Genomic DNA, 21920 nt, shown 5'->3' on the forward strand with positions numbered 1-21920 from the left:
ATTCATACGGATATTGATTTGATGATCATCAATCTTCAGGTTTTACGCGCGGTTGCTGCGTTCATGGTCTTTTTCCATCATTTCATGCCCGTTATCGACCGGGTTTTCCCCGGTGTCAGACGATACGAGGCCGGAGCTTCCGGCGTCGACATATTCTTCGTTCTGAGCGGATTCATAATGGTCGTCACAACTCACAACAAAGATGGCGATCCCTTGAAATTCCTGGTGAACAGAATTGTCAGGGTCGTTCCGATTTACTGGATAATGACATTCATAATCGTCTTTATTTTTCTCCTCGGCGCGCGCCCTCTCGGCGTTATGGAGTTGCAGCCGAGCTACGTCTGGAAGTCCCTGTTTTTCATACCATTTGAACGCGGAGGATTTTGGGAGCCGGTCTTGTCTGTCGGGTGGACCCTGAACTACGAAATGTTCTTTTATGTTGTTTTTTCGATTTTGATGGTTGTGGGGAGTTTTTATACGAGAATATTGTTTATTATATTCTTTCTCTGTTCACTTGTGTTATCCGGATTACTGTTTTCGTTTGATGGTTACCTGCGGTATTACAGCAGCCCGGTGATGCTGGATTTCGCCCTGGGTGCCGCCTTCGGAGCATTTTTCTGCGCGAGGAAAGGCAAGCCGCCCTTCCTGGGGCCGAGAGGGGCCTGGTTTTTCATCGTTGCCGGAGCGTCAGTCATCCTCGCGACAAGCTCGGGATTCGAGCTCTATAACAACAGCATTGTGCGGCCTCTGACCTGGGGCGTTGCGGGACTCCTGTTGGTTTCCGGCTGCGTCTTCCTTGAACAGAACGGTTATGTTGCAAGGCATTGGCTTCTGGTCCATCTGGGAAATGCCAGCTATTCCATCTATCTCGTCCACAATCTGGTGATTCAAATTGCGATGAAGGCTGTCGGGGTAACGGGGTTGTCGGGTATCGTGTCGGTGCTCATCACAGGTGTTCTGGCTTTGCTGCTGACGATCGTGTGCGGCTTGGCGTCTTATCGATTCATTGAGGCGCCGATTAATCGAGCCTATCGCAAAAGAGACGGCGTCAGGCGGCTCTCCCTTCAACATTGAGCGGTGAGAGCAACTGCCCGGTCGATCACGCGAAAGATGTCGGCCGCGCCAGTCACCCGCCCGGTGTGGGCGGAGGTTTCAAGCTGCGGCTGGAAATCGTTGGTGAGTGTTCAAAAAACTTCCAGCACCGTCAACTGGTCGCTGATGGCAAGCCGATATTGCCCGCCTTCCTGCGGAATAACGCGCTGGATAACGGAGCCGTCGTCCTGAAACCGGTGGGCAATCACCTGGCTGTGTGGACCGGTAACGATAAAGCTTGCTGCACGTTCGGCTGGCGGGTTTTCGATCTGCGCCGGCCATTGCCAGCCCGATATTGCAAGCCACACCGGCACAAGCAGCGCGCCATCCGGTCGCGACAGTCTCAGGGAAACACTTTCGGAGGCGCTTTCGACGAATTCGAGCTGGCATTGCGTGGGCGCGGTCTGGCGTCTTACCGTCAGGAGCGAGAGCAGGGCGCGGACCGCCTCATAGGCGGCGGTGCGGCTCAGATCGTGGCGCAGCAGGCCGAAGGAGGACTCGGGATTGGTGTCATCCCGGGCGAAGCTTGACACCATTTCATAGATATATGTCCGGCGGATACCATTGATGAAGCACCACAGGAGCGTGCGCGGCATGTAGCGCGCCCTTATTCCTTCGGTGACAGGAAAATGAAAGCTCTGGGTCTTCAGGGCGCTATGGTAGCCGATTTCGGTGGCGAGCGTCGGCCTGCCTGCTGCTATGTGCGCGGAAGCTGCAAGAGACTTCGAGAGGGCGCCCGGCCCGGTCGTTTCGGGGTGTTCCATGCCCGCATAGGGATGAATATTGCCATATTGGCAAACCTTGGCAAGATCAAACGCCAGCGCCCTGTTGCTGAGGACATAGCTTGGCGCGGCAAGGGGAAGATCCCTGAGCGCGGGGTTTGCGCGGATGGCGTCGTGCAATGCCGTCTGATGTTGCGCCGAAAGGCGCGGCGCATTTTTCGGATCGGACGTAAGCACGGGTTCGTTGCTGCCTTCGAAAACCTCGATGCCGCCATCACACCAGTCGTAGAAATCCACGAGCCTGTCCAATGGCGTGCTCAGATAGGGGTTGAGATCGTCAAAACAGATGACGGTGAGGCGCAGGCCTGACGCAACGATCTGGCGCAGCCGCTTAAAGGAGGCGCTTTCCCGGCGGTCTTCGGGAAAGATGATGCCTTCGTCGCGTAAATGGCGCACTCCGAGAGCCTTGAGTTCCGGAAGGATGCGGTCGAATTGTTCCGGATAGACACCACGTGTGCGGGTGAAATGGCCGCACACTCCAACACTGTCCAGAAATGCCTCGGTATTGGCAGAAAAATCGGTTTTGACCTGCGCCGGTGCGGCACGCAGACCACCGGCTGCGGCAAAGGCGAAAGAGGCTGCAGACAGCAATGTGCGTCGCGTCATGGAGCGAGCACCGACAGGCCTGTTTTCTTTCATCAAGATCTCCTGCCGTTATTCGTGCTGACTATGTTCCTATCTCAATTTAACGGGCCAAGGTTGCACTTAAATGTCTGCGGGATGCCGAATTGACGACATTCTCTCCCCAGGCGAGCACGGGTGCTAAAACAAAACGATTGGCGGCCAGGCCGCATGTGATGGCCAAGAGGACAGAAATAGCCATAACGATGGATGGGGACAGCGATGTATTGGCTGGCGTAAACCCGATCCTGTCGAGAGCCGCATAGACGGACGGATGACACAGAAAAATGGCGTAGCTTGCACCGCCGAGGGGCGCCAGCCGATTGAGGACAGGCCTCTTCATCGCCGAAACCGCAAGGAAAACCGTCATGCCTGTGCCGTAGCTGATGGCGTAGCGATACCAGGTCTCCTCGAAGCCGTAGTCATGCGAATAGGCCAGGAGGCAGATGGGGAGAAGCATTGCGTAGAAAGTGCCGACCGCAATCCAGGCACAATATCGACTGTCACGGTTGCGCCCGGCATCTGACGCCTTCCACAGCGATGCCAGAAAGCACACACCCACCATCAGCAGCAGGGCAACCGGCATCTTGATGCCGAGCTTGTATCTTACGAGGGAGAGAATTGCCGCAAAACCAAAAAGCGCAACTGTTGCAGCCGTCACCACCCGCAAATCGGCTGCTCGTCCCATCAGGAACAGCAGCACGCACAGCGCGTAAAAAGTCAGATTGATCTGCAGGGTCCAGTAGAGCCCCATGACATTTTCCGTCATGAAAAAGCCCTGCAGCATCGTGGCGTTGATGGCGACGACATGGGCCGGGAATATCTTGCCCGGGTCATCCCAGGGCATCAGCACGCCGAAAAAAAGTGACAGCCAGTAGGCGGGATAAAGATGGAAAAACCGATGCAGGACAAAGGCGGTAAGCGGTTTCCGATACCGCATGGCGGCATTTTGCAGCGATGAGAGAATGAAGTAACCGCCGAGCGCGAACAGCACGATCACGCCGAATTTGCCGACATCGAGAAAAACCTTGGTGACATCGAAAAGGGCCCGGGTCACTCCATCAGTATCGCCGCGATTGTGCATCTTCAGGGCCAAATGAGAATAAGCAACGCAAACTGCGGCAAGACCGCGCAACATGTCGAGATTGTAGTTTCTCGGAAGCTTTCCGCTACTTTGAGAAGACATGGGAATCCAAATTTTTTAAAATAAAATAATAAGATCAATGGTGCAGCGGCGGGGCTGCATATCGTTAGGTTTTATATTCGAATATAATTAGCAACGGAGATTCTTTTTTGCAATACGGCATGAATTCCGCGGCGCCGCAAAAAATCACTTGAAACGGCGGTGTTTTCGGTGCTCTTTAAGCCCGATATTCTGATGTTGATTTTTAAATTGTTACTTCCTTCGGCCTGGTCGCCGCCCTTTCACAACCGTTCCTTTTGGTCGGTTCAGCGGTGCCGGTGCCGAAATATAAATTTTAAAGGATATTGAGCGTAGCCCATGCGAATCCTCCTCAGCAGTCTTTACCCGCCGCATATCGTCGGTGGATGCGAACGCTCGGTCGAGCATCTGGCAGAGGAACTCGTTGCCATGGGGCATACGGTGGGTGCCGCCTGCATAGAGCGCCAGGCCGAGGCGAAGTCGGTGCGCAATGGCGTCAGCGTCTACCGCATGTTCCACAACAATGATTTTTGGCTGGAAGACTGGCCGCAATATACGCCGCAGCAAAGGCGTATGCAGAAGATCAGGCAACAATGGAATTTCAACGTCGAGAAGCAGTTCGAGGCGGTTCTTGACGATTTCAGGCCCGATGTCCTCAACACGCATTCGTTGCTCGATGTTACGACGCTGGTGTGGCGGGCGGCGCATAAGCGCCGCATTCCGATCGTGCATACGATTTGCGAATATGACCTGCTATGCGGCAACGCCGCCATGTTCAAGGGTGGCAAACCCTGCGACCATATTCATCTGGGCTGTCAGGTGGTGAATTTCACAAAGAAATTCACACAGCGTTATATCGGCGCGGTCGCGAGCGTCGGTACGGAAATCCTCAGGACGCATGTCAATCACGGGCTTTTCCACCATATTCCGGAAAGCCTGCTGCGCGTCATATTTTATTCCTGCACGGTCCCGGAAGGCGACCCCGTGGCGCGACGACAGATCGACCGCAGCGGCCAGCCCATGACCTTCGGTTACATAGGCCGCATCAATACGGAGAAAGGCGTCGGCAACATGGTCGATGCTTTCAGGGAAATCGGTCATGGCAACTGGCGCTGTCTGGTGGCGGGCCACGCGATGGACGATTCCATTGAGCGCTTCAAGGCGCAGGCCGGCGATCTGCCGATCGAATTCATCGGCTGGGCGAAACCGAAGGAGTTTTTCGAACAGATCGATGTTCTCATCGTTCCCTCGTTCTGGGCAGAACCCTCACCACGCACGATCTATGAGGCCTATGCGATGGGCGTGCCGGTCATCGGCGCCGCCTCCGGCGGCATTCCGGAACTGATCGGCGAGACCAATCATGACTGGCTGTTCGAACCCGGCAATGCTGCCGATCTGGCTGCCCGTATCCGTCGGGTGCTGACACTGTCACGCGAGCAATTGCCGACGGAAGCCGACTTCGGAAATATTGTCGAGGAATCCACTTCGCGTCGGGTAGGCGAGAATTATGTGAAACTCTATGAGGACGTCCTGGCAAAAAGCAGGGCCGCGGCGGCATGACGGGCCGCCGACGGCGCGAGCCTGCTCCCGATGCCGTGGGTGAAGGGTTGAACAGGCCGCACTGGAGCCGGCCATGTTGAAAACGAAGGACGATACCCCCGGCCTTGAGAGGCGGTCGGTCACGAGCGCCCTGTGGAGCGCCGTCGGCGGTTACGGCAATGTCTTCCTCTCATTTGCAGTTTTTCTTATCCTCGCGCGTCTGCTGACGCCGGATGAGTTTGGCCTCGTCGCCATCGCCACGGTTTTTGTCGATATCATTCTCGTCATCGCGCGCGGCGGATTGCCGGAGGCGGTGGTGCAGCGGCCTCAACTTGAAGAAGACTATGCGGATACAGCCTTCTGGTTCTCCCTTGGCTGGGGCGCTGCCTTATGCGTTGCGCTGTCCGTGGCGGCACCGTTCCTCGCCGGCCTGTTCGGGCTCGCGGAACTCGGCCCCGTGTTGATGGCGCTTTCCGCGGTGCTCCTGATCATGGGTGCCGGCAGTATCCATGAGGCCCGGCTGCAGCGGGCGTTCGCGTTTCGAAAGCTGGCAATGCGGGCGATTTTTTCCAACATGCTCGCCGGGGCCATTGCCATAGTTCTTGCCCTCCAGGGATGGGGGATATGGGCCATGGTGGCCCAGCGCCTGCTGGCCAGTATCGCAACGACGATCATGAACTGGCTCGCATCAGGCTGGGTGCCGCGCCGCCGTTTCGTCAGGCATTACGCGGCTGACCAATGGAGTTTCGGGTCCAGAATTTTCTCGGCCAGCTTCCTGCTCGCCATGAACCTCAGACTTCAGGAACTGATCGCGGCCATGTTCCTGACGCCGGCTGCCGTGGGTTACATCAGGCTTTCCTGGCGCTGTATCGATCTTGTCAGCCAGTTCGCCGTTATTCCTTTCGGTTCGGTGGCCATGGCGACCTACTCGCAGGCCCATGCACAGAAAGGCTCGGTGGAAGAGGCCTGTCTCGGTTTCATCCGCTTTTCGGGCCTTCTCGCATTTCCGTGTTTTGCCGGCATGGCAGCGGTTGCGCCTATATTCATTCCAGTATTGTTTGGCGAAAACTGGAAACCCGCGGTGCCGGCGCTGCAAATTCTCTGCCTCATTGCCATACCCTTCGTGGTGGAATCCTTCACCTGGGGTGTTCTGGCGGCGATCAAAAGGCCAGGGCTCAATCTCAAAATTTCGGTCCTGCAATTGCTCGCCGGTATCGGACTGAGTTTCCTCGCCGCTCCTTTCGGTCTTTATCCTGTCGCCTGGGCGCATGTCGCGAAGGTGTATGGCGTCTGGCCAGTGGGTGTTTTTTATACCCAGCGTTACGGCGGCGTAGAATTCCAGAAAATCATGAGGGTCATTGCCATCCCGCTTGGTGCATCGATCGTCATGGGAGCGTCCGTATTTGGATTGGAGCAGGTCATCGAGGGTAGATTGCCTCCGATCATCTCTCTCGCATGTCTGGTTGTGGTGGGCGCCTGCATCTACGCGGCGCTGATTTTCGCGGCCATGCCCGCGGTCGCGAAAACCTCGGTCGTAGAGTTGCGCAAAATTCTGTCGCGCCGCTGAAGCGGGGCATTGCAGACTATTTCGCCGTCGTCTCCCATCAGGAAAAGGGCAGCGCCCGCAATTTTTCAGGACCGGGGGAGACGGGTCGCGGGCGCAGAATATCCCGGAATGCGGCCGGGTGACGGATGGTTTTTAGGGCAAGAGCCAGCAATTGCCTGTTTTTATAGAGCTTTACCATCTCGGCTTTCACCGGTTCCCGGCGTTGCGACAGATTAAGACGCGCCCTTCGCTCAAGAAGGGCGTTGCGCCCGCCGTCCCCCTGCTGCAGCCGCTCGATGAGCATGTCACTTGAGGCGAGTAAGTGCGCATTATTGACGACTGTCTGCGATGTCGACCGCTGACCCGATACTGCGCCGGTGGGCGTGGTGTATAGATAGAGCGCCTCATCAAGAATGGCTGCCCTGCAGCCGGTGAGAATCAATTCGGCATAAAGAAGAAAATCCTCGCCGACGCGAAATGTGTCGTGGTAGCGAAGATTATTCTCCGTAAGCAATTGCTTGCGAAAAACAGGCTTCAGCCATCCCGCGTGGCTGTGTCGGCCGGGGCCATCGTTTTCGCAGAGGGTCCGGATCGTCCATTTCGAAAGCGCGTTCTCCATCGCAAAGGCCGGACCGACGATGGTATCGGCCCCGAGGTCGTAAAGCAGGAGATTGTCAGCGATCATATCGAGGCCGACACGGTCGGATATTTCCGCCAGCCTTTTCAATCGATCGGGCAGGTAGGCGTCATCGGCATCGAGAAGCGCGATCCATTCTCCCCGTGCATGCTCGATGCCCGCGTTGCGGGATGCGGCCGGGCCGGCATTTTTCGGCTGGCGCAAGACCCGGAAGCGCGGGTCGCGCGCAGCATGGACTTCTGCCATCTCCGCCGTACCGTCGGTGGAAGCGTCGTCGATGATCAGGGCTTCCCAGTCACCGAAGCTCTGTTGGGTGAGGCTGTCTAGTGCGCGTGCCAGGGTTTTTTCGGAGTTGAAGGCCGGAACGAGAATGGAATAACGCATGAAGCCTCTTGCAGTTGGCTGGCCCTGGACCTGAAGCGACGACCGAGCGGGTTACCTGCTGCTGCGGTTTCGCGTGCGAGGCCTGTGGGAAACGCCCACGGAGCTTCATCGGGGATCAGGGAAAGTGTTCCTGTTTGTATCGGCACTGGCGGGGCGTCCTGAATGTTTAAATTATGGCCGGTTTTTCCCGGAAATATGCTGCAGTCATTTTAAGTATCCATCTTTTTTAAAGGCAATTTTCTTCAGGAATAAAGTGAAATTTCTCTCGTCAAAACAATAAACGGATATTCAAACGACATGTTGTATGGCGGTGACAGCGACGGGGTTACACGATAATCGAAAGACCCGATTCCACGATCTTCAGGACTGTAAGCCTGCCGGTGGTGAAAGCACCGGTATCGATGCCTACCCGTTGCGGCCCGGTTTCCGGTTCCGTCACCGGCGTGTGGCCGTGGATGACAAGGAGGTCCAGTCCCGCGCCCTGGGACAGAAAAGGTTCCCTGATCCACAGCATGTCCTCATCGGTCTGCGCTTCGAGTGGCAGACCCGGACGCAGGCCGGCATGCACAAAAATATAGGGCCCGATGCGGGCGTAGATCGGCAAATTGGCCAAAAGCTGGCGGTGAGTCTGGGGAATGGCGCCCAGCAGGGCATCCTTGAAGGGTTGAACCCTCAGGCGGCCCTTTTCAATGAAATAATCAATATCCACACCATAGGACAGAAGCGTCTGGCGACCGCCGAAATCCAGCCAATGCATGTTTTCGTGCGGGTTTTCGAGAAAGTCGCTGAACAGCTGCTCGTGATTGCCGCACAGCGCGATGCGGCGCAGTGGCGCAGGCGGCGGCCGCAACAGATGCTCGAGAACCCCACAGGAATCGCGTCCGCGATCGACATAATCGCCGAGCAGCACGACAAGGGCGGGAGAGGGGTCGCCGGCCAGATCCGCTAGGATTTTTTGTTCTGCCTGCAAAAGCAGATCGAGACTGCCGTGCACATCGCCGATGGCATAGATCGGAAAGGATGTCAGCCTGTCGCCAAGCTCAACTCTGCGCCGTCTCCGCGCCTCGCGGGGGGCTGGTTGTTTACGACCGCGAATCCAGTTGAGCACCTTGGGCATAGCTGCCGATACTGTCTCCCTTACACGAGGTCAAGAGCGTTGGAAGCTGATGCCACGTCACCCGCCCGAGACAGGTCGTGCCCGGTCAGAATCTCGCTCCCGGCCCCTACCGGAAGGCTTCGCCAGAAGCGGTTTTTGCGCGGCGGGGCCTCCATCGGCGAGCGGCAGGATACTCTTTTTCGCCTGCAAAGACTATGTCTGCTTCAGACCTAGAGTTTCAGCCAGACACGCGGGTTTTCGTGCGACTGGATCTTGATCCATTTCAGATCCACGGACTTCCACGGTTTGACGACATTGGTGCGATTGTCCAGCACCAAATCCCCTTGGGTGGTGCTGACCACCAGAACCGCGTGGCCGACACCGCTGGGGGTGCGCGCGGTGGCGATGCGCAGGGCGCCGGAAGGCCAGCCGGCACGCAGCAGGCGCTGCCGCTTGCTCACCGCATAGTCATCGCAATCACCGCTTGTCGGGTTCAGCTTCCATTCGTCTTCGCCCTCCAGTTCGCCAACATAGGTTATTGCGGTGTTGATCTCGGAGTTGATGCGCTGAAGCTCCACGCGTTTCTGTTTGGTCAGTTCGATCGTGTCACGATCACCAATGCGCACGCATTGGTCGGCGGCATTGTCGCAGAATTTGGCAAAGGCGATCGGCGCGATCGTGGGACGGCTTGTCGTCATGAATTGGCCGGGCCGCGACGCCGCCGGGTTTTTCGCGAGGCCGCCGAGCTGAACGGCCGGTGCCGTCGTCGCCACGCCTGCCGCCACGCCGATGGCAATGGCCAGACTTGCCGCCACACGGGTTATTTTCTTCGCCATGTTCTTGCCCCTGCACAGTTGTTTTCCTTATGCCCGGGAACATAGCGATGCTTTCTTGCAGGCCATTTAAGTCGATAGATTGCTTTTTAGTGAAATCCCATTTTTCTCGCGGGAATGCCATCAGTTGCAGCGTGTTCGGCCTTCGGCGTCGACGATACATGTCTGCTGCGGCACGCTGGTTCTCCGGTCGCGCCGCGTGTCCGGGGAGACGCGGCCGGCGGGCGGCCTGTCGTAACTGCGGGGCACTTCGAAATTTCGCCCGCCTATCGTTCCCTGCGCACCACCGCGGCCATCCGGCGCGATCTCGAAATTCTGATATTGCTGGGCAGGTGCCGAGCCCGCCAGGCAAGCGGCAAAGATCCAAGCGCCGCTCGCAAGGGCCGCCCGAAATGCTGCTGTTAGATGCCGATGCGCGGTCATTCCGTTTCCTCCGGGGGGCGCGAATGGTCGTCGCCGGCAGCGCCGTTTTCATCTCGCCGTATCGCTGATCATATCATTGATGCAGCAGCTGTCGTGAGAAGGGATTTGACGGTTCCCGCGCATGGAATCACCCGCCGCTGTCTCGTCGTGCGACCGGCTGCTCAATCGGCTTCTGCCTGCCTCACCGGAACATAAAAGGGCCTTTTTCCCGCTGAAAAATTAAGCTCTTCTCCGCTGCATTTATAGGCTTCACAATCCTGTAACAACGGACCTAATATACAAGTGCAGATGCCGAATCGCTCAGGAGAAGCCCTTGACGATTGCAGTTTCACCACAGGCCCTGCCGGCGCTCGTTCTGAACGCAGACTATAGGCCGCTGAGTTATTATCCCTTGTCGTTATGGTCCTGGCAGGACGCGATCAAGGCCGTCTTTCTAGACCGTGTGAACATCATTGCAGAATATGATCATGCGGTGTCGTCACCCAGCTTTTCCATGCGGCTGCCGAGTGTCGTCAGCCTCAAGACCTATGTGCAGCCCACCCGCAACCCAGCTTTCACGCGCTTCAACGTCTTCCTACGGGACAAGTTTGAATGCCAGTATTGCGGGACACGCGACGAATTGACCTTCGACCATGTGATTCCCCGCGCGCATGGCGGTGAAACCACCTGGCACAATGTCGTGGCGGCGTGCTCTCCCTGCAACCTTAAAAAAGGCAGCAAGCTTCCCAAACAGGCGGGCATGTTCCCGGCGCAGAAGCCTTTCCAGCCCACGGTTCAGGACCTGCACAATAATGGGCGTCTGTTTCCGCCCAATTATCTGCATGAAAGCTGGATGGACTATCTTTACTGGGATACCGAGCTGCAGCCCTGAGCTTTCAGGACTGCGACGCGGTTTTCCGCTTAGCGGCTTTTACGGCTTGCGCCGAAAAAGGCGACTGCCGCAAGTGCCAGACTTGCGATGACGTTCCATCCGGCGAACGACAGGCCGAGGACACGAAGTGCCGCATCATTGCAGGAAGGCGCCTTGATGGCGTTGAGGTTACCCAACAGGTCGCCGGCATTGGTCGTGATGGAAGGCGCCCCGGTGGCGCAGGTAATCGGCCCCGCCCAGAAACCCCATTCCACACCCGCATGATAGACGCCGAGGCCGGCCCCAATCAACATGGCCACGCCGATAAGGGCGAGAAGCAGCCGTGTTATTTGAACCGGCAATTTGAAAATGCTGGATGCAATGGCCAAGATGCCAAGCGGAATGGCGTAATAATAGGGATCGCGCTGTAGCAGGCACAGCGCGCAGGGCGTGTAACCGCCAATATGCTGGAAACCGAGGGCTGAGCCGACGGTGAAGATCATTCCCGCCGTGACGCCGAGAGCGGCGAGTGTGCGGCTGTTATCGGCGGATGTCGCATTGGCCATGTAAATTTCCCCAAACTTCGCGAAGAAGCAGATATCCCGAACGGGCTTTCAAAAAGGCGGGCGTGATGGCGAAATTAAGTCGCCGATCTCGATGAATGTTACGGGATTCGTCTAATCCAGTCCTCTGCAACTGGCAAATGAAAGCCTGGTAAGAAACGGAGGCGGATGAGCAAGCTTTCGTGAGGACACCAGCCTCTACGCTACCCATCGAAGCCGCTATGAAAAAAGCATCTGGAGCAGGGAAAATTGAGATGTGTAGGTAATGGTACCCCAAGCCGGGATCGAACCAGCACTCCTTTCGGAACCGCATTTTGAGCGGCCCAAAGGACGATATTCTAAACACCGCCGATTGCAAGTAAAAGCGCGAAAACCTACTACGATCAATGATTTAGCTTGACCATCGTAGGCTTCAAACTTCTCCATACTTGCCGGCAATAGCCGGGAATCGTGCTCCTAGACACCCTCGCGCGACTCCTACGACTAACGTGTTTGGAGACCTCTGATGGCCAAAATCAAACTCACCAAGACGGCTGTGGACGCCGCGCGCCCGAAGGAGCGCGAATACGAACTCCGCGATACGATCGTACCGGGCTTCATGCTGAAAGTCACACCGTTCGGCGGCAAGATCTTCATGCTCGCCTACGTGACCAATTCCGGCGTCCGCCGGAAGCCCGCGCTAGGTCGATTCGGAGAACTCACCGTCGATCAGGCCCGCAACCTGGCACAGGACTGGCTCGCGGAGGTTCGTTATGGACGCGACCCGTGCGCGGAGAAGACAGCCGCGCGCGCAGCACCGACCATGAAGGAGCTGTGCACCAAGTTCATCGAGGAGCACTCGAAGCTTCACAACAAGCCCTCCACCGTCGCGACGAACGAACTGAACATCAAGAACCACATCCTTCCGCGCCTGGGCCGCTACAAGGCTCATGAAGTCACCCGCGCCCACATCTCGGAATTGATGACCGGCATGGCCGACCGGCCGGTGAACGCCAACCGAACGCTCGCTGCCCTTCGGAAGATGTTCAACCTCGCCGAACTGTGGGGATATCGGCCAGACGGCTCCAATCCGTGCAGGCACGTCCAGAAATTCGCGGAGAACGGATCGACCCGGTTCATCACCGACGAGGAGATGCGCAAGCTCTTCGCCTATCTCGACCGCTCGGACCGGGAGGGCCTGGAGCATCCCTTCATCACCCTCGCCATCCGGCTCCAGTTCGAGCTGGCGGCGCGCAAGTCCGAGGTGCTTACGCTCGAATGGGCCTGGATCGACCTCGAACGCCGGCGCGTGACCTGGCCTGACAGCAAGACGGGAGGAATGACGAAGCCTCTCAGCGACGAGGCTCACCGGCTGCTCAGCAAGGCTCCGCGCTTCGAAACGTCGCCCTATGTGTGCCCGTCGATCTTCGATCCCTCGAAGCCGATGACGGACAATACCTATCAACACGGATGGCGGCGCATCCTTGCCCGAGCGGGCGTCCCCCATGTCGGTACGCACGGCATCCGCCATCGCGCCGCAACCGATATCGCGAACTCGGGCGTGCCATTGAAGGTCGGTATGGCGCTCACGGCGCATAAGACCGTCACCATGTTCATGCGCTACGTTCACAACGAGGAAGACCCGGTGCGCATGGCTGCGGATGCGGTCGCCGCGCGCAGGCGCATCGTCGTCGGCGCCGAAGCCCCGGTCGCTGAGGAACCGTCGACAGAGGTCGAGATCGAGGTCGGCGCCGCGCTGGAAACAGCGGACGTTGCCGAGCCCGCGTCGCCGCCTCCCGGCCTGGAAGACGGCAAGTATTCGTCGCGCACCAAGGTCGGAAACTATCGGCCATTCCGCCATCGCAACGGGGCCAATCGCGCCACCCCGCCCGGCGCCCGACATGATGAAAACAGGGAGGCAACGCGATGAGCGCGCCCCGTTTCACATCGATCCCTGCCGAAGCACGAACGGAGGTGCGTCATGTCGCGACCTAACAACCGAGCAAAATGGCCGTCCGCAGACCTCCTCGCGCGCGCGGTCTACGTGGAAGATGCTGGCCCCGTCCGCTTTGTCGATACAGACGCAGCGGCAAGATATCTGGCGCTCGATGCCCATACGCTCGAATGCTACCGATCTCTCGATACGGGGCCGGCATTCTACAAGTTCGGACGCTACGTCCGGTACGCGGTCGGCGACCTTGATGCCTGGGCGGAAAGCTGCCGACGTTCGACGACCGCTTCTCCGGAAGCACCGCGCATTCTCCCTCTTAATCGAACATAGGTTTGAGGCTATGTCTCTTGGAGGGGCACGCTCACTCTTCCTTCGAGGATGAGATTCGAGCCTTTGACCGAGAGTTCTGAATCGCGTTGGGGTTCGCACGCGGCGAAGGAAGCTTCTGAGTTTTGTAGATCGGGTTCAGCGTTAAGTAGTCTTGGGGGGAACGGAAAATGTCGACTTACGTCGTTTTCGATGGCGATAACGACCAATGGGCTTACCGGTATGTCCGGGGGTGGCATGCCAACCCCAGAATACCGTTCCAGTTCGTGGACTCTCATGATCTCGACAACATGACGTCGCGTGCTCAGAATGAGGATTACGTAAAATCGAAATTGCGGGAGCGAATGCGACAATCGACAGCAGTTATGGTGTTGATTGGAAACTCGACCAAGAATCTTTTCCGCTTTGTAAGGTGGGAGCTAGAACTCGCGTTGAGCTTGGATCTGCCGATTATTGCCGTCAACCTCAATGAAAGCCGCGTACAGGACAGTTTGTGCCCGCCGATCATTAGGGATCATTGTGTTGTACACGTACCATTCAAACTGAAGGCCATAGAACATGCTATAAGACATTGGCCAACTGAATTCCAACATTTGAGCCGCACCGAAAGGGCCGGGGGAGCACGGCACTACGGCACGGATCAGTATCGTAGCTGGGGCCTGTAATTTAACGCGGAGGGGACGTCGATTTTCAATCTTTTGATGTTTAATGCTGATTGGCCATCGGGAAGAGTCACTGTGCCGATCGGCCGGATGTTCGAATATACGGAAGCGCATATTGCCGAACTATTCAGATTGAACAATACGCCACTTCTGGACAAACTTACGGCTCTGCCTTGTCTCTTCTGCGAAGAGGGGACCGGCGATGAGTCCGCGTATGTCGGGCAGATAAACCGGGCGCGCATCGTAGGGGGCGAAGTCTCACTCGAGGTAAGCTTTGACCCCGACGTTCCTCCCCTAACAAACTCGCTGCTTTATGATAGCCGGGCTGAACTGGACATGCCCCGAGATTTCGAATTCTCTCGCAACCATTGGGCCGTGAAAGAGGTCGACTTGTACCGCTTTTTACTTCGCCAGGTACGCCCCCGGCGACAGCGGCCAACGGTCTTCCCATTGGCCGAGCATGAGAATTTAGACCCCCATCTTGCATCCGCCATGATGCCCTTCGATGCGGCGTTTAATCCTGTTTTTGATGCTATCCGAAACGCTGCTCAAGGTGTCGGACTTCGTTGCCGACGGGCGGACGACATCTGGGAGAATGCGTCAATTATTCAGGATGTCGTTTCCCTGATTGATCGTTCGCGCATCGTGATCTGTGACTGCTCAGGTCGAAATCCGAATGTATTTTACGAAGCCGGGATTGCGCACACCTTAGGTCGAGAGGTCATCCTCATTGCACAAAGCGATCACGATATCCCGTTCGACCTGCGCCATCTCCGATATGTGCGCTACCTCAACAACGACCAAGGTCGGGCCGAGTTGTCCGCGACGCTACTAGCCCGCATGCAGACAATCATCGGCCATTAGCTGGACGTATGCATCATGCAAATCGCAGGTGGACTATATCGCGAATTGTGCGAAACGCCGAAGTGGAACGCACAGTTTGGCTCGGGCGGGCGCGCGGCGGCAGCCGTCAGTGCTCTTTCGCCAGGGAGCACTCTTCACACCTATGCACGGGACGAGAGCAGCCCGGGAGCGGACGAACTGTCGGACCTCGGTGTGCGGCTATCCCGCACCCATTCCGATATTGCGATCGCATTTGCGTACTTCCACCCACTGTCTCAACCACACATCGAGCCGCGACCTGGGTCATTTCCTCAGCAGCCTCCGATACATGTTTCGGGAGATGTGGTCCTGAGATTCGGGTTCCTGGAAGGATCTGCCATCGTGCACGCTGTCCGCGCGATTTACGATCCTCAGACAGCTGTCCGTCCTGAGCCATTTGGAGCCAATGGCTCGACAGCGAAACGGCTTGCTTTGGTTATGAATGAGCTAGAGCTCTGCCGCTATGCGGGTTGCACCGACTTGGCGACTGCCGCCGCGAAAGCCATGTCGAATGGCGATCGGGTGACTGTGATAGTCGTAAAAAGAGGGGTGCGGGGGGTCACCGTCTTTGAGCGTCATGCCGAACCTAATACCATTCCCGCATATTATTCATCTCGGGTCTTCAAGATCGGAACAGGGGATGTCTTCAGTGCCGTGTTTGCATATCATTGGGGCGAAGCCGGAACTTCCGCGGCCGAAGCCGCGGACCTCGCCTCCCGATCGGTGTCCGCCTACTGTGAGACAATGACCCTTCCGGTGCAAACCGACTTGCTCAATAGCCGCGAGCCCATAACAGGGCAGGCACCAAACCGGATTGTTCTGCATGGCTCAACATCTACAATCGGAAGGCGGTATACGCTTGAGGAGGCGCGCTTCCGCCTGAAAGAGCTTGGTGTTGAAGTGCTCTCACCTCAACTCGATGAGGTCCCAGATTCATTCCTCGAAAATGCACCTTCACTTCTAGTGGCGGACGGATTGAGCACAACGGAAATTCGACGACTCTGCGCAACGCGATCTCACCAAAATATTGTAATACTGGACGAGGAGCAGCGGTCCGATATCGCTGCACTCTCCGATCTCGGCGTTACGATTGTTCCCGACTTCGCCTCGTCTTTGTACCGAGCTGCCTGGCCTCGTGCATCTTGCCGTAGCCTAGACAGTTGCGGCGACGCATAATTTGTGAGACTTCTGATTCACTACTCTGGGGGGAGTAATTACGTATGTCAGACGTCTACATAGTCTATTCACGAGAAGATGTCGGACAGGCGGAGAGATTAGTAAAAACACTTTCAACCCGATGGGATGTTTGGTGGGACGATAAAATCGTCGGCGACTTCTCGACCGTGATCGAACGTGAAATCCAGAATACAAAATGCGTCGTTCCGCTCTGGTCGCCGACAGCTAAGGACAATAGTAATGTAAAGGACGAACTCCGCTTAGCTGAGCAATATAATATTCCGATTATTCCCGCTAAGATCATTCCGACAAATGCGCCGTACGGCTTTAACGGCTATAGTGCGGTTGATCTTCTGGGCTGGACCGGAGAAGACGATCATCCTGGTATCCAGCACCTGATGCGCAAGATTTCGACTGTCGTCCCGCCGAGGATGGCGCCAACCCGCCCATCAGCCATCGCTGCGGGTAGAGTCCCCCTTCCGAGCTTGTTCCTCTCCGTGTCATCACACGAGACACAACTCGTTCCTCTCGAAGCTCTTAAGGCTCTTCGTCTCTTCGGTACATCGACGGTCCTTGTCTCCGCCTACGACCTGTTTCCACCCCGCCGCCCTCGAGGTATCCAGCAGGAGCTGAAGCGTATCCGCGCGCAAGGCGGATTTGTCCTCGTCGATTCAGGCAATTATGAAGCGACGCGACGCGACGACGACAGCTGGAAGCCCCAAGATTTCGAATTGGCGCTGGAAGGGATTTCACACGATTGGGTGTATTGCTTCGACGAGATGGATCCGTCGAGGGACAGAAAGCGTGCGGTTGGGCAAGTCATCGCAGCGGTCGAACGAGACAGGAAGTTCACCAAAGCCCCCGTCCTTCCAATCATTCATGCTCCCGCCACTAGGTCGAAAGGGTACGATCTTACTATTCTCCCCGAGGTCGTGCGGGATGTCGCCGACCAGCTCCAGCCACCGATGATCGCGCTGGCGGAGCGCGAGTTGGGCCGAGGGCTGATCCAGCGCGCACAGACCATGAGGCGCGTCCGGAACGAGCTTGATCGCTTATCCTTTTATCAGCCGATCCATCTCTTGGGTACGGGAAATCCATGGAGTATAGCGATCCTAACGGCAGCTGGAGCAGACAGCTTCGATGGGTTAGAGTGGTGCCGGGTTGCCGTTGACCGACAGCAGCACAGATTAAATCACTACCAACATTTCGATTTTTTCGCATACCAGGCGCAGATGGCGGCTTCGGCCATCACTGTTTCTGCGCTCTCCGACGATAATATAGACTACGCAGGTAAAGTTGCCTTCCATAATTTGGACTACTATCGGGAGCTAACCCACGACTTGCAGGCTGCCGCTTCAACAAATCGCTTAGAAGCATTTGCCGTCGGCCTGTTGGGCCAATCCAATTCAAAACAACTTAGGGATCAAATGCCGGATTTGTTCAGATGAGAAACGATGCTGCCAGGCTGGAGCACGCCGTTGCCGCAATATGCCCGGAGATTGAAGAGCGGGCTAAGCGCTCTCAGAGTGCGCTTGACGAGCGAAATCTCTGGTGGGAACTCTCATGCTGCCTGCTCAGCAGTCAAGTACCGTATGGGCTTGCCGTAGCCACCGCCGATGCTTTGGATAAACGGCAGCTTCTCCTCAACACATCGGCACCCCGGGCCGAACTCGCCGATGAAATCCTCGGGGTTCTCCGTCAACCTGTACTGGTGAACGGCAGCCTTCGAAATTATCGCTTTCCTCGATCAAAGTCGATGCAATTGGCCTCTGCGCGCGAATCGGTCTCGCAGGAAAGCGGGGACCTGTGCTCACTCGTGCATGCCTTCGGAGATGCGGCAACCGCTCGCTCGTGGCTTGTGTCGAACGTAGCTGGAATCGGGCCAAAGCAGGCGAGTATGTTCCTGCGTAACGCAGGTATCAGCTACGATCTCGCAGTCCTGGATCGCCACGTATTGAACTACATGACGATTATTGGACTCTACACAGGGGCCGGCCGAGCCATCTCGAAGCTTTCACACTATCACATGCAAGAAGATAAACTGATTTCACATGCAAATAGGCTCGGATTTGCAGTCGGCCTTATGGATTGGGCGATCTGGATAGTGATGCGGGTTGCGGGTTCTCAAGATACGGAGCGCGCGTTAGCATGAGCATTGTCACTCTCGTTTCCGGTGGGCTTGATTCCACGCTGGTCGCCTACCTCGCAAAAGAGGAAGGGATTCAGCAATATCCGATTTTCATCGACTATGGGCAGCGATCCCGCGATCGAGAGCACGCGGCTTGCCGGTCAGCGATGGCCAAGTTGCAGCTACCAGATTTGGAGGTGGCCGACCTGTCGGGCTATGGCCGCCTCATTAAGTCCGGGTTGACGGACCCGAACCAGCGAGTGCTGGAGGATGCGTTTACTCCTGGTCGAAATCTCCTCTTTCTGCTTGTAGCAGCAGCCTACGCATTTCAGCGCGACGCCGATGCGATATCGATTGGACTCCTCCATGAGGAAACCAGCCTGTTTCCTGACCAGACATCGGCGTTCTTGCAGGAGGCGGAGGCAATGATCGCAAGGAGCATGGGGCGTGAAATAAAGGTCCTTGCACCGCTCTCGTCGTTCCACAAGCAGGAAGTCATCGAAGTCGCGATGCTTAAAGGCATCGAGGGCACTTATTCCTGTCATCTCGGGGGTGAAACACCTTGTGGAGCGTGCATAGCATGTAATGAATTCAAGGCTGAGGGGGTCTGATATGGGCGGCGGGAGTAGCGGGAGCTGGAGCAGGTTAGGCGACATTCGGTCCCTGGAGGAGAAAGCCAAGGCGGCGCTTCAGGGCGGCAAACGAAATGTCTTTATCAGTTTTGCAACCGAAGATATGGACGAGGTCAATCTTCTGCGCGCGCATGCGAAGAACGAGAACAGTGATATCGAGTTCAACGATCATTCTGTTCGCGAGCCCTACGACAGCGAACGCGCAGAATATATCAAACAAAAGATCAGCGAGCGGATAGAGCGCTCATCTGTTTGTGTCGTCTACATCTCCGACAATACTGCGCAAAGCCGTTGGGTGACTTGGGAAGTGGAGACCAGCCTCGCTCTTGGGAAAAAGGTGGTGGCGGTTCACCCCAAGGGGGGCGCCCCACGGCAAAATCCGCCTTGGGTGGCGAAGCACGGCGTGAAAGTCGTCCAGTGGAATCAATTGGCCGCTGAACTGAAATAGCCCGGAGATCCGTCGATATGACGCCTGATAGTTTTCCCGCCCTGTACCGCTCGGCAGACGGCTCCGCCGCCGATGCCCAGTCCACCTATCTAAGGCTTATTCGGCTGCAGTACCTTCTGCTCACTGTCGCAGCGACGATCTCTATTTGGTTTGGAGCGTCTCCTGATCTATACATCGCTTATGCGTTAGTTCTGGCCGCCTCTACGGGCCTCCTACTATATATGGCAGTCCAAAAACCTGAGAAAGAGTGGTACGGGTGCCGAGCGCTGGCGGAGTCGATCAAGACATCAACCTGGCGTTACATGATGCGAGCTGAGCCATTCGAAGATGCCCCGAAACTCTCAACAGTAGCAGAGAAATTCTCGGAGTTTCTGAGGGCGATTCTGGATGCCAACAGCCACGTCCGCGACTCGATAAGCCGTCGGCCGGTAACCGGCGATCAGATCACCAACGAAATGAATGCGGTTCGTGCTCTGCCTCTCGCAGAGCGTGTTCAACGATATAATACTGACCGGATTACGGACCAACGCGAATGGTATGTAGCAAAGGTTACCTGGAATAGGCAGCGTTTTCGCCTATGGATATTGATATGCGTCCTCGTTCAAGGTGCCGCAATCGCTTTAGCTCTCCTCCGAATCCGCCATGATCCACCATGGATGATTTGGCCAACCGAACCTTTGCTGGTGATAGCGTCTTCCGCCATAGGTTGGATCCAACTGAAGAAATTCAACGAACTCGCTTCTGCCTACAGCCTCACCGCCCACGAGATCGGCATCTTGCAGACGCGGCTTGGCACGATTGACAGCGAAGAGAAGTTTTCTGCCTTCATAAATGAAGCCGAGCGAGCGTTCTCTCGTGAACATACCCAATGGGTTGCCCGCCAGATCGAGAATGCGCCCTGATTTGATCATACGCCAACCGATCAGCGAGTGAGTTCACTGGCGAATGCGATGCAGGCGAAAAAGTTTGTCGAAGAAATCCTTGATCTTCGCTTCGGCGCCGTCACCGACCAGTTCATTTGCACCGAACCGATAGACCTCATATCCCGCAAGGCGCAGCTCGCGGTCGGCCGACACCATATCGGCATAGACCTTCAATGAAGGAAGGTCGTTTTCCGAGAAATGGTGCTTACCGTCGACCTCAATCACGACGCGCTGACGGCTGGGTAACAGAAGCAGGAAGTCCATGCGTTGACGCGGCAATGGAAGCCGGTGACGCAGGGTTTTTACGACGGCAGGATCATAGTGAAGGTAGACCTGCGGCAGCAGCGCGGGCAGCGCCTCGCCGAGGGTAGACCGATAAGCCTTGAAGTAGGCCGCGAAAAGCTTGCGTTCCGCATCCGAGGCCAGGGATTCCTGGAGACGCGCTCCGAGTCTTGCGGCATCAGCACCGGGCGTAACGTCGCCCCACCAGGAAACGAGTTCCGACCACAGAAGGCCGCTCGCGCTGATCGGCCGGTCGTAGATCAGGCAGCTCTCTTCGCCGGACAGAATGACGATGTCGTTGTTGATCGCATCGGCGAAGCCGATTTCCGGCTTCGGTCCTCGTGACGCAAAGATCAGGTTTTTCGGCCGGCCGCCAACCCCCCGCACTAGAGAGCGGAAACTGAAAAGCGGATGGCCGGATACCTCGCCATCCTGCGCAAGCTCATATCCATCCCGCGCGAGCACCCTGTTCAACGCTTCGACTGTCTTCGTCTGCTCATCACCTGATCGGGAAAGGGGGTGAACAGCTTGTTCGAGCAAGGCGCCGAACCTGGCCCTGGAACAATCGAAGGCCCCGATTTCTCCAAACAGTTGTTCGACCGACCAATCGCCGGGATTGTGATCCATGTGCCGGGCGATGCGGTCGCGCAGGCTCTGGCCTTTGCTGCCAAAAAGGGCTTCGAATGGTGAGGAAAGCGGGAAGTAGCTCTCGACGACCTCCACGGTGCTACGCTCGCCGGCGAGGTCGTTGTCGAGAATCCGCGCGACGTCTCGTCGTGTGATCTGCGTCAGCGGTGGATCATCAGCCTCAAGCACCTTGCGGCCCGCCTCATCAAGCGGGATGTCGCTGCGAGCAGCAGCGAATTTGAGCGCCAGTCGAGCCAAGTCCGCCTGCGTGAGGTTTTCGAGCGCAAGTTCGATACGCTGCCGTTTTGAGAAGCCCTCTGGTGCCGGCACGACCAGCCCAGCGACCAGCCCCGGCTCCTGACTCATTTGGGCGTG

Annotated in this window: 22 protein-coding genes; 14 read left to right on the plus strand and 8 right to left on the minus strand. The window is 56.8% G+C overall.

Annotated elements, in window-relative coordinates:
- Positions 1–21 precede the first annotated feature (21 nt).
- Positions 22–1074, plus strand: coding sequence for an acyltransferase family protein (locus EGT36_RS23880; protein WP_125271192.1), 1053 nt, complete (start codon positions 22–24; stop codon positions 1072–1074).
- 110 nt (positions 1075–1184) lie between these two features.
- On the opposite strand, the gene EGT36_RS23885 is transcribed toward EGT36_RS23880, so the two are convergent.
- A complete protein-coding gene (locus EGT36_RS23885) occupies positions 1185–2513 on the minus strand; it encodes a hypothetical protein (protein WP_125271193.1) in 1329 nt (442 codons plus the stop codon).
- A gap of 46 nt (positions 2514–2559) precedes the next feature.
- The gene (locus EGT36_RS23890) at positions 2560–3681 is read right to left on the minus strand and encodes an acyltransferase family protein (RefSeq protein WP_125271194.1); all 1122 of its coding nucleotides are present in this window, start codon (positions 3679–3681) and stop codon (positions 2560–2562) included.
- 315 nt (positions 3682–3996) lie between these two features.
- Here EGT36_RS23890 and EGT36_RS23895 point away from each other — a divergent pair, with 315 nt between their 5' ends.
- Together EGT36_RS23895 and EGT36_RS23900 are read left to right on the plus strand one after the other, a co-directional pair.
- Positions 3997–5217 carry a glycosyltransferase family 4 protein gene (locus EGT36_RS23895; RefSeq protein WP_125271195.1) on the plus strand — a complete coding sequence of 407 codons (1221 nt, stop codon included), beginning with the start codon at positions 3997–3999 and terminating at the stop codon, positions 5215–5217.
- Between the two features lie 73 nt (positions 5218–5290).
- Positions 5291–6763 carry a lipopolysaccharide biosynthesis protein gene (locus tag EGT36_RS23900; RefSeq protein ID WP_125271196.1) on the plus strand — a complete coding sequence of 491 codons (1473 nt, stop codon included), beginning with the start codon at positions 5291–5293 and terminating at the stop codon, positions 6761–6763.
- Positions 6764–6800: 37 nt separating this feature from the next.
- Here the strand turns inward: EGT36_RS23900 and EGT36_RS23905 are convergent, their stop codons facing one another.
- The 4 genes from EGT36_RS23905 to EGT36_RS23920 form a co-directional block, all read right to left on the minus strand.
- Positions 6801–7763, minus strand: a complete 963-nt coding sequence (locus EGT36_RS23905; RefSeq protein ID WP_125271197.1) for a glycosyltransferase family 2 protein — start codon at positions 7761–7763, stop codon at positions 6801–6803.
- Positions 7764–8088: 325 nt separating this feature from the next.
- Positions 8089–8880, minus strand: coding sequence for a metallophosphoesterase family protein (locus EGT36_RS23910; RefSeq protein WP_125271198.1), 792 nt, complete (start codon positions 8878–8880; stop codon positions 8089–8091).
- A gap of 209 nt (positions 8881–9089) precedes the next feature.
- Entirely contained in the window at positions 9090–9695 is a 606-nt protein-coding gene (locus tag EGT36_RS23915) for a transglutaminase-like cysteine peptidase (protein WP_125271199.1), read from the minus strand.
- 120 nt (positions 9696–9815) lie between these two features.
- Positions 9816–10115, minus strand: coding sequence for a hypothetical protein (locus EGT36_RS23920; protein ID WP_125271200.1), 300 nt, complete (start codon positions 10113–10115; stop codon positions 9816–9818).
- A gap of 313 nt (positions 10116–10428) precedes the next feature.
- Here EGT36_RS23920 and EGT36_RS23925 point away from each other — a divergent pair, with 313 nt between their 5' ends.
- A complete protein-coding gene (locus EGT36_RS23925) occupies positions 10429–10986 on the plus strand; it encodes an HNH endonuclease (RefSeq protein ID WP_003585610.1) in 558 nt (185 codons plus the stop codon).
- Positions 10987–11015: 29 nt separating this feature from the next.
- On the opposite strand, the gene EGT36_RS23930 is transcribed toward EGT36_RS23925, so the two are convergent.
- Positions 11016–11531 (minus strand): disulfide bond formation protein B, encoded by a 516-nt coding sequence (locus EGT36_RS23930; RefSeq protein WP_003585612.1) that lies wholly within the window; start codon positions 11529–11531, stop codon positions 11016–11018.
- 502 nt (positions 11532–12033) lie between these two features.
- Between EGT36_RS23930 and EGT36_RS23935 the strand changes: the two genes are divergently transcribed.
- The 10 genes from EGT36_RS23935 (at position 12034) to EGT36_RS23980 (ending at position 20615) form a co-directional block, all read left to right on the plus strand.
- A complete protein-coding gene (locus tag EGT36_RS23935) occupies positions 12034–13437 on the plus strand; it encodes a tyrosine-type recombinase/integrase (protein WP_003497302.1) in 1404 nt (467 codons plus the stop codon).
- A gap of 51 nt (positions 13438–13488) precedes the next feature.
- Entirely contained in the window at positions 13489–13788 is a 300-nt protein-coding gene (locus EGT36_RS23940; protein ID WP_024896889.1) for a MerR family transcriptional regulator, read from the plus strand.
- A gap of 167 nt (positions 13789–13955) precedes the next feature.
- The gene (locus EGT36_RS23945) at positions 13956–14450 is read left to right on the plus strand and encodes a TIR domain-containing protein (protein ID WP_024896892.1); all 495 of its coding nucleotides are present in this window, start codon (positions 13956–13958) and stop codon (positions 14448–14450) included.
- An 87-nt stretch (positions 14451–14537) separates the two neighbouring features.
- On the plus strand, positions 14538–15311 hold the full coding sequence (locus tag EGT36_RS23950; RefSeq protein WP_199777866.1) for a hypothetical protein: 774 nt from the start codon (positions 14538–14540) through the stop codon (positions 15309–15311).
- Between the two features lie 456 nt (positions 15312–15767).
- Positions 15768–16505 carry a PfkB family carbohydrate kinase gene (locus EGT36_RS31370; RefSeq protein ID WP_353505584.1) on the plus strand — a complete coding sequence of 246 codons (738 nt, stop codon included), beginning with the start codon at positions 15768–15770 and terminating at the stop codon, positions 16503–16505.
- A 44-nt stretch (positions 16506–16549) separates the two neighbouring features.
- Positions 16550–17953, plus strand: coding sequence for a toll/interleukin-1 receptor domain-containing protein (locus tag EGT36_RS23960; protein ID WP_125271202.1), 1404 nt, complete (start codon positions 16550–16552; stop codon positions 17951–17953).
- Positions 17950–18657: an 8-oxoguanine DNA glycosylase gene (locus EGT36_RS23965; protein WP_024896894.1), complete on the plus strand. Its 708-nt coding sequence runs from the start codon at positions 17950–17952 to the stop codon at positions 18655–18657. The genes EGT36_RS23960 and EGT36_RS23965 overlap by 4 nt, the downstream gene beginning before the upstream one ends.
- Entirely contained in the window at positions 18654–19244 is a 591-nt protein-coding gene (locus EGT36_RS23970) for a 7-cyano-7-deazaguanine synthase (protein WP_125271203.1), read from the plus strand. Before EGT36_RS23965 ends, EGT36_RS23970 begins: the two co-directional genes overlap by 4 nt.
- Before the next feature lies 1 nt (position 19245).
- Positions 19246–19713, plus strand: a complete 468-nt coding sequence (locus EGT36_RS23975) for a TIR domain-containing protein (protein ID WP_024896896.1) — start codon at positions 19246–19248, stop codon at positions 19711–19713.
- 17 nt (positions 19714–19730) lie between these two features.
- The gene (locus tag EGT36_RS23980; protein WP_125271204.1) at positions 19731–20615 is read left to right on the plus strand and encodes a DUF4231 domain-containing protein; all 885 of its coding nucleotides are present in this window, start codon (positions 19731–19733) and stop codon (positions 20613–20615) included.
- Between the two features lie 33 nt (positions 20616–20648).
- On the opposite strand, the gene EGT36_RS23985 is transcribed toward EGT36_RS23980, so the two are convergent.
- Entirely contained in the window at positions 20649–21911 is a 1263-nt protein-coding gene (locus tag EGT36_RS23985; protein WP_210211238.1) for an AbiJ-related protein, read from the minus strand.
- Positions 21912–21920: the final 9 nt, after the last annotated feature.

Source organism: Agrobacterium sp. FDAARGOS_525, from assembly GCF_003938925.1.
Classification (GTDB): Bacteria; Pseudomonadota; Alphaproteobacteria; order Rhizobiales; family Rhizobiaceae; genus Agrobacterium; species Agrobacterium pusense.

Bases quoted from the DNA above. Each gene is read 5' to 3' on its own strand.
- EGT36_RS23980 (WP_125271204.1), top strand. From the start codon at position 19,731: ATGACGCCTGATAGTTTTCCCGCCCTGTACCGCTCGGCAGACGGCTCC.
- EGT36_RS23910 (WP_125271198.1), bottom strand. From the start codon at position 8,880: ATGCCCAAGGTGCTCAACTGGATTCGCGGTCGTAAACAACCAGCCCCC.
- EGT36_RS23890 (WP_125271194.1), bottom strand. From the start codon at position 3,681: ATGTCTTCTCAAAGTAGCGGAAAGCTTCCGAGAAACTACAATCTCGAC.
- EGT36_RS23975 (WP_024896896.1), top strand. From the start codon at position 19,246: ATGGGCGGCGGGAGTAGCGGGAGCTGGAGCAGGTTAGGCGACATTCGG.
- EGT36_RS23950 (WP_199777866.1), top strand. From the start codon at position 14,538: ATGTTCGAATATACGGAAGCGCATATTGCCGAACTATTCAGATTGAAC.
- EGT36_RS23985 (WP_210211238.1), bottom strand. From the start codon at position 21,911: ATGAGTCAGGAGCCGGGGCTGGTCGCTGGGCTGGTCGTGCCGGCACCA.
- EGT36_RS23905 (WP_125271197.1), bottom strand. From the start codon at position 7,763: ATGCGTTATTCCATTCTCGTTCCGGCCTTCAACTCCGAAAAAACCCTG.
- EGT36_RS31370 (WP_353505584.1), top strand. From the start codon at position 15,768: ATGAATGAGCTAGAGCTCTGCCGCTATGCGGGTTGCACCGACTTGGCG.
- EGT36_RS23960 (WP_125271202.1), top strand. From the start codon at position 16,550: ATGTCAGACGTCTACATAGTCTATTCACGAGAAGATGTCGGACAGGCG.
- EGT36_RS23945 (WP_024896892.1), top strand. From the start codon at position 13,956: ATGTCGACTTACGTCGTTTTCGATGGCGATAACGACCAATGGGCTTAC.
- EGT36_RS23895 (WP_125271195.1), top strand. From the start codon at position 3,997: ATGCGAATCCTCCTCAGCAGTCTTTACCCGCCGCATATCGTCGGTGGA.
- EGT36_RS23885 (WP_125271193.1), bottom strand. From the start codon at position 2,513: ATGAAAGAAAACAGGCCTGTCGGTGCTCGCTCCATGACGCGACGCACA.
- EGT36_RS23900 (WP_125271196.1), top strand. From the start codon at position 5,291: ATGTTGAAAACGAAGGACGATACCCCCGGCCTTGAGAGGCGGTCGGTC.
- EGT36_RS23880 (WP_125271192.1), top strand. From the start codon at position 22: ATGATCATCAATCTTCAGGTTTTACGCGCGGTTGCTGCGTTCATGGTC.
- EGT36_RS23970 (WP_125271203.1), top strand. From the start codon at position 18,654: ATGAGCATTGTCACTCTCGTTTCCGGTGGGCTTGATTCCACGCTGGTC.
- EGT36_RS23920 (WP_125271200.1), bottom strand. From the start codon at position 10,115: ATGACCGCGCATCGGCATCTAACAGCAGCATTTCGGGCGGCCCTTGCG.
- EGT36_RS23930 (WP_003585612.1), bottom strand. From the start codon at position 11,531: ATGGCCAATGCGACATCCGCCGATAACAGCCGCACACTCGCCGCTCTC.
- EGT36_RS23935 (WP_003497302.1), top strand. From the start codon at position 12,034: ATGGCCAAAATCAAACTCACCAAGACGGCTGTGGACGCCGCGCGCCCG.
- EGT36_RS23940 (WP_024896889.1), top strand. From the start codon at position 13,489: ATGTCGCGACCTAACAACCGAGCAAAATGGCCGTCCGCAGACCTCCTC.
- EGT36_RS23965 (WP_024896894.1), top strand. From the start codon at position 17,950: ATGAGAAACGATGCTGCCAGGCTGGAGCACGCCGTTGCCGCAATATGC.
- EGT36_RS23915 (WP_125271199.1), bottom strand. From the start codon at position 9,695: ATGGCGAAGAAAATAACCCGTGTGGCGGCAAGTCTGGCCATTGCCATC.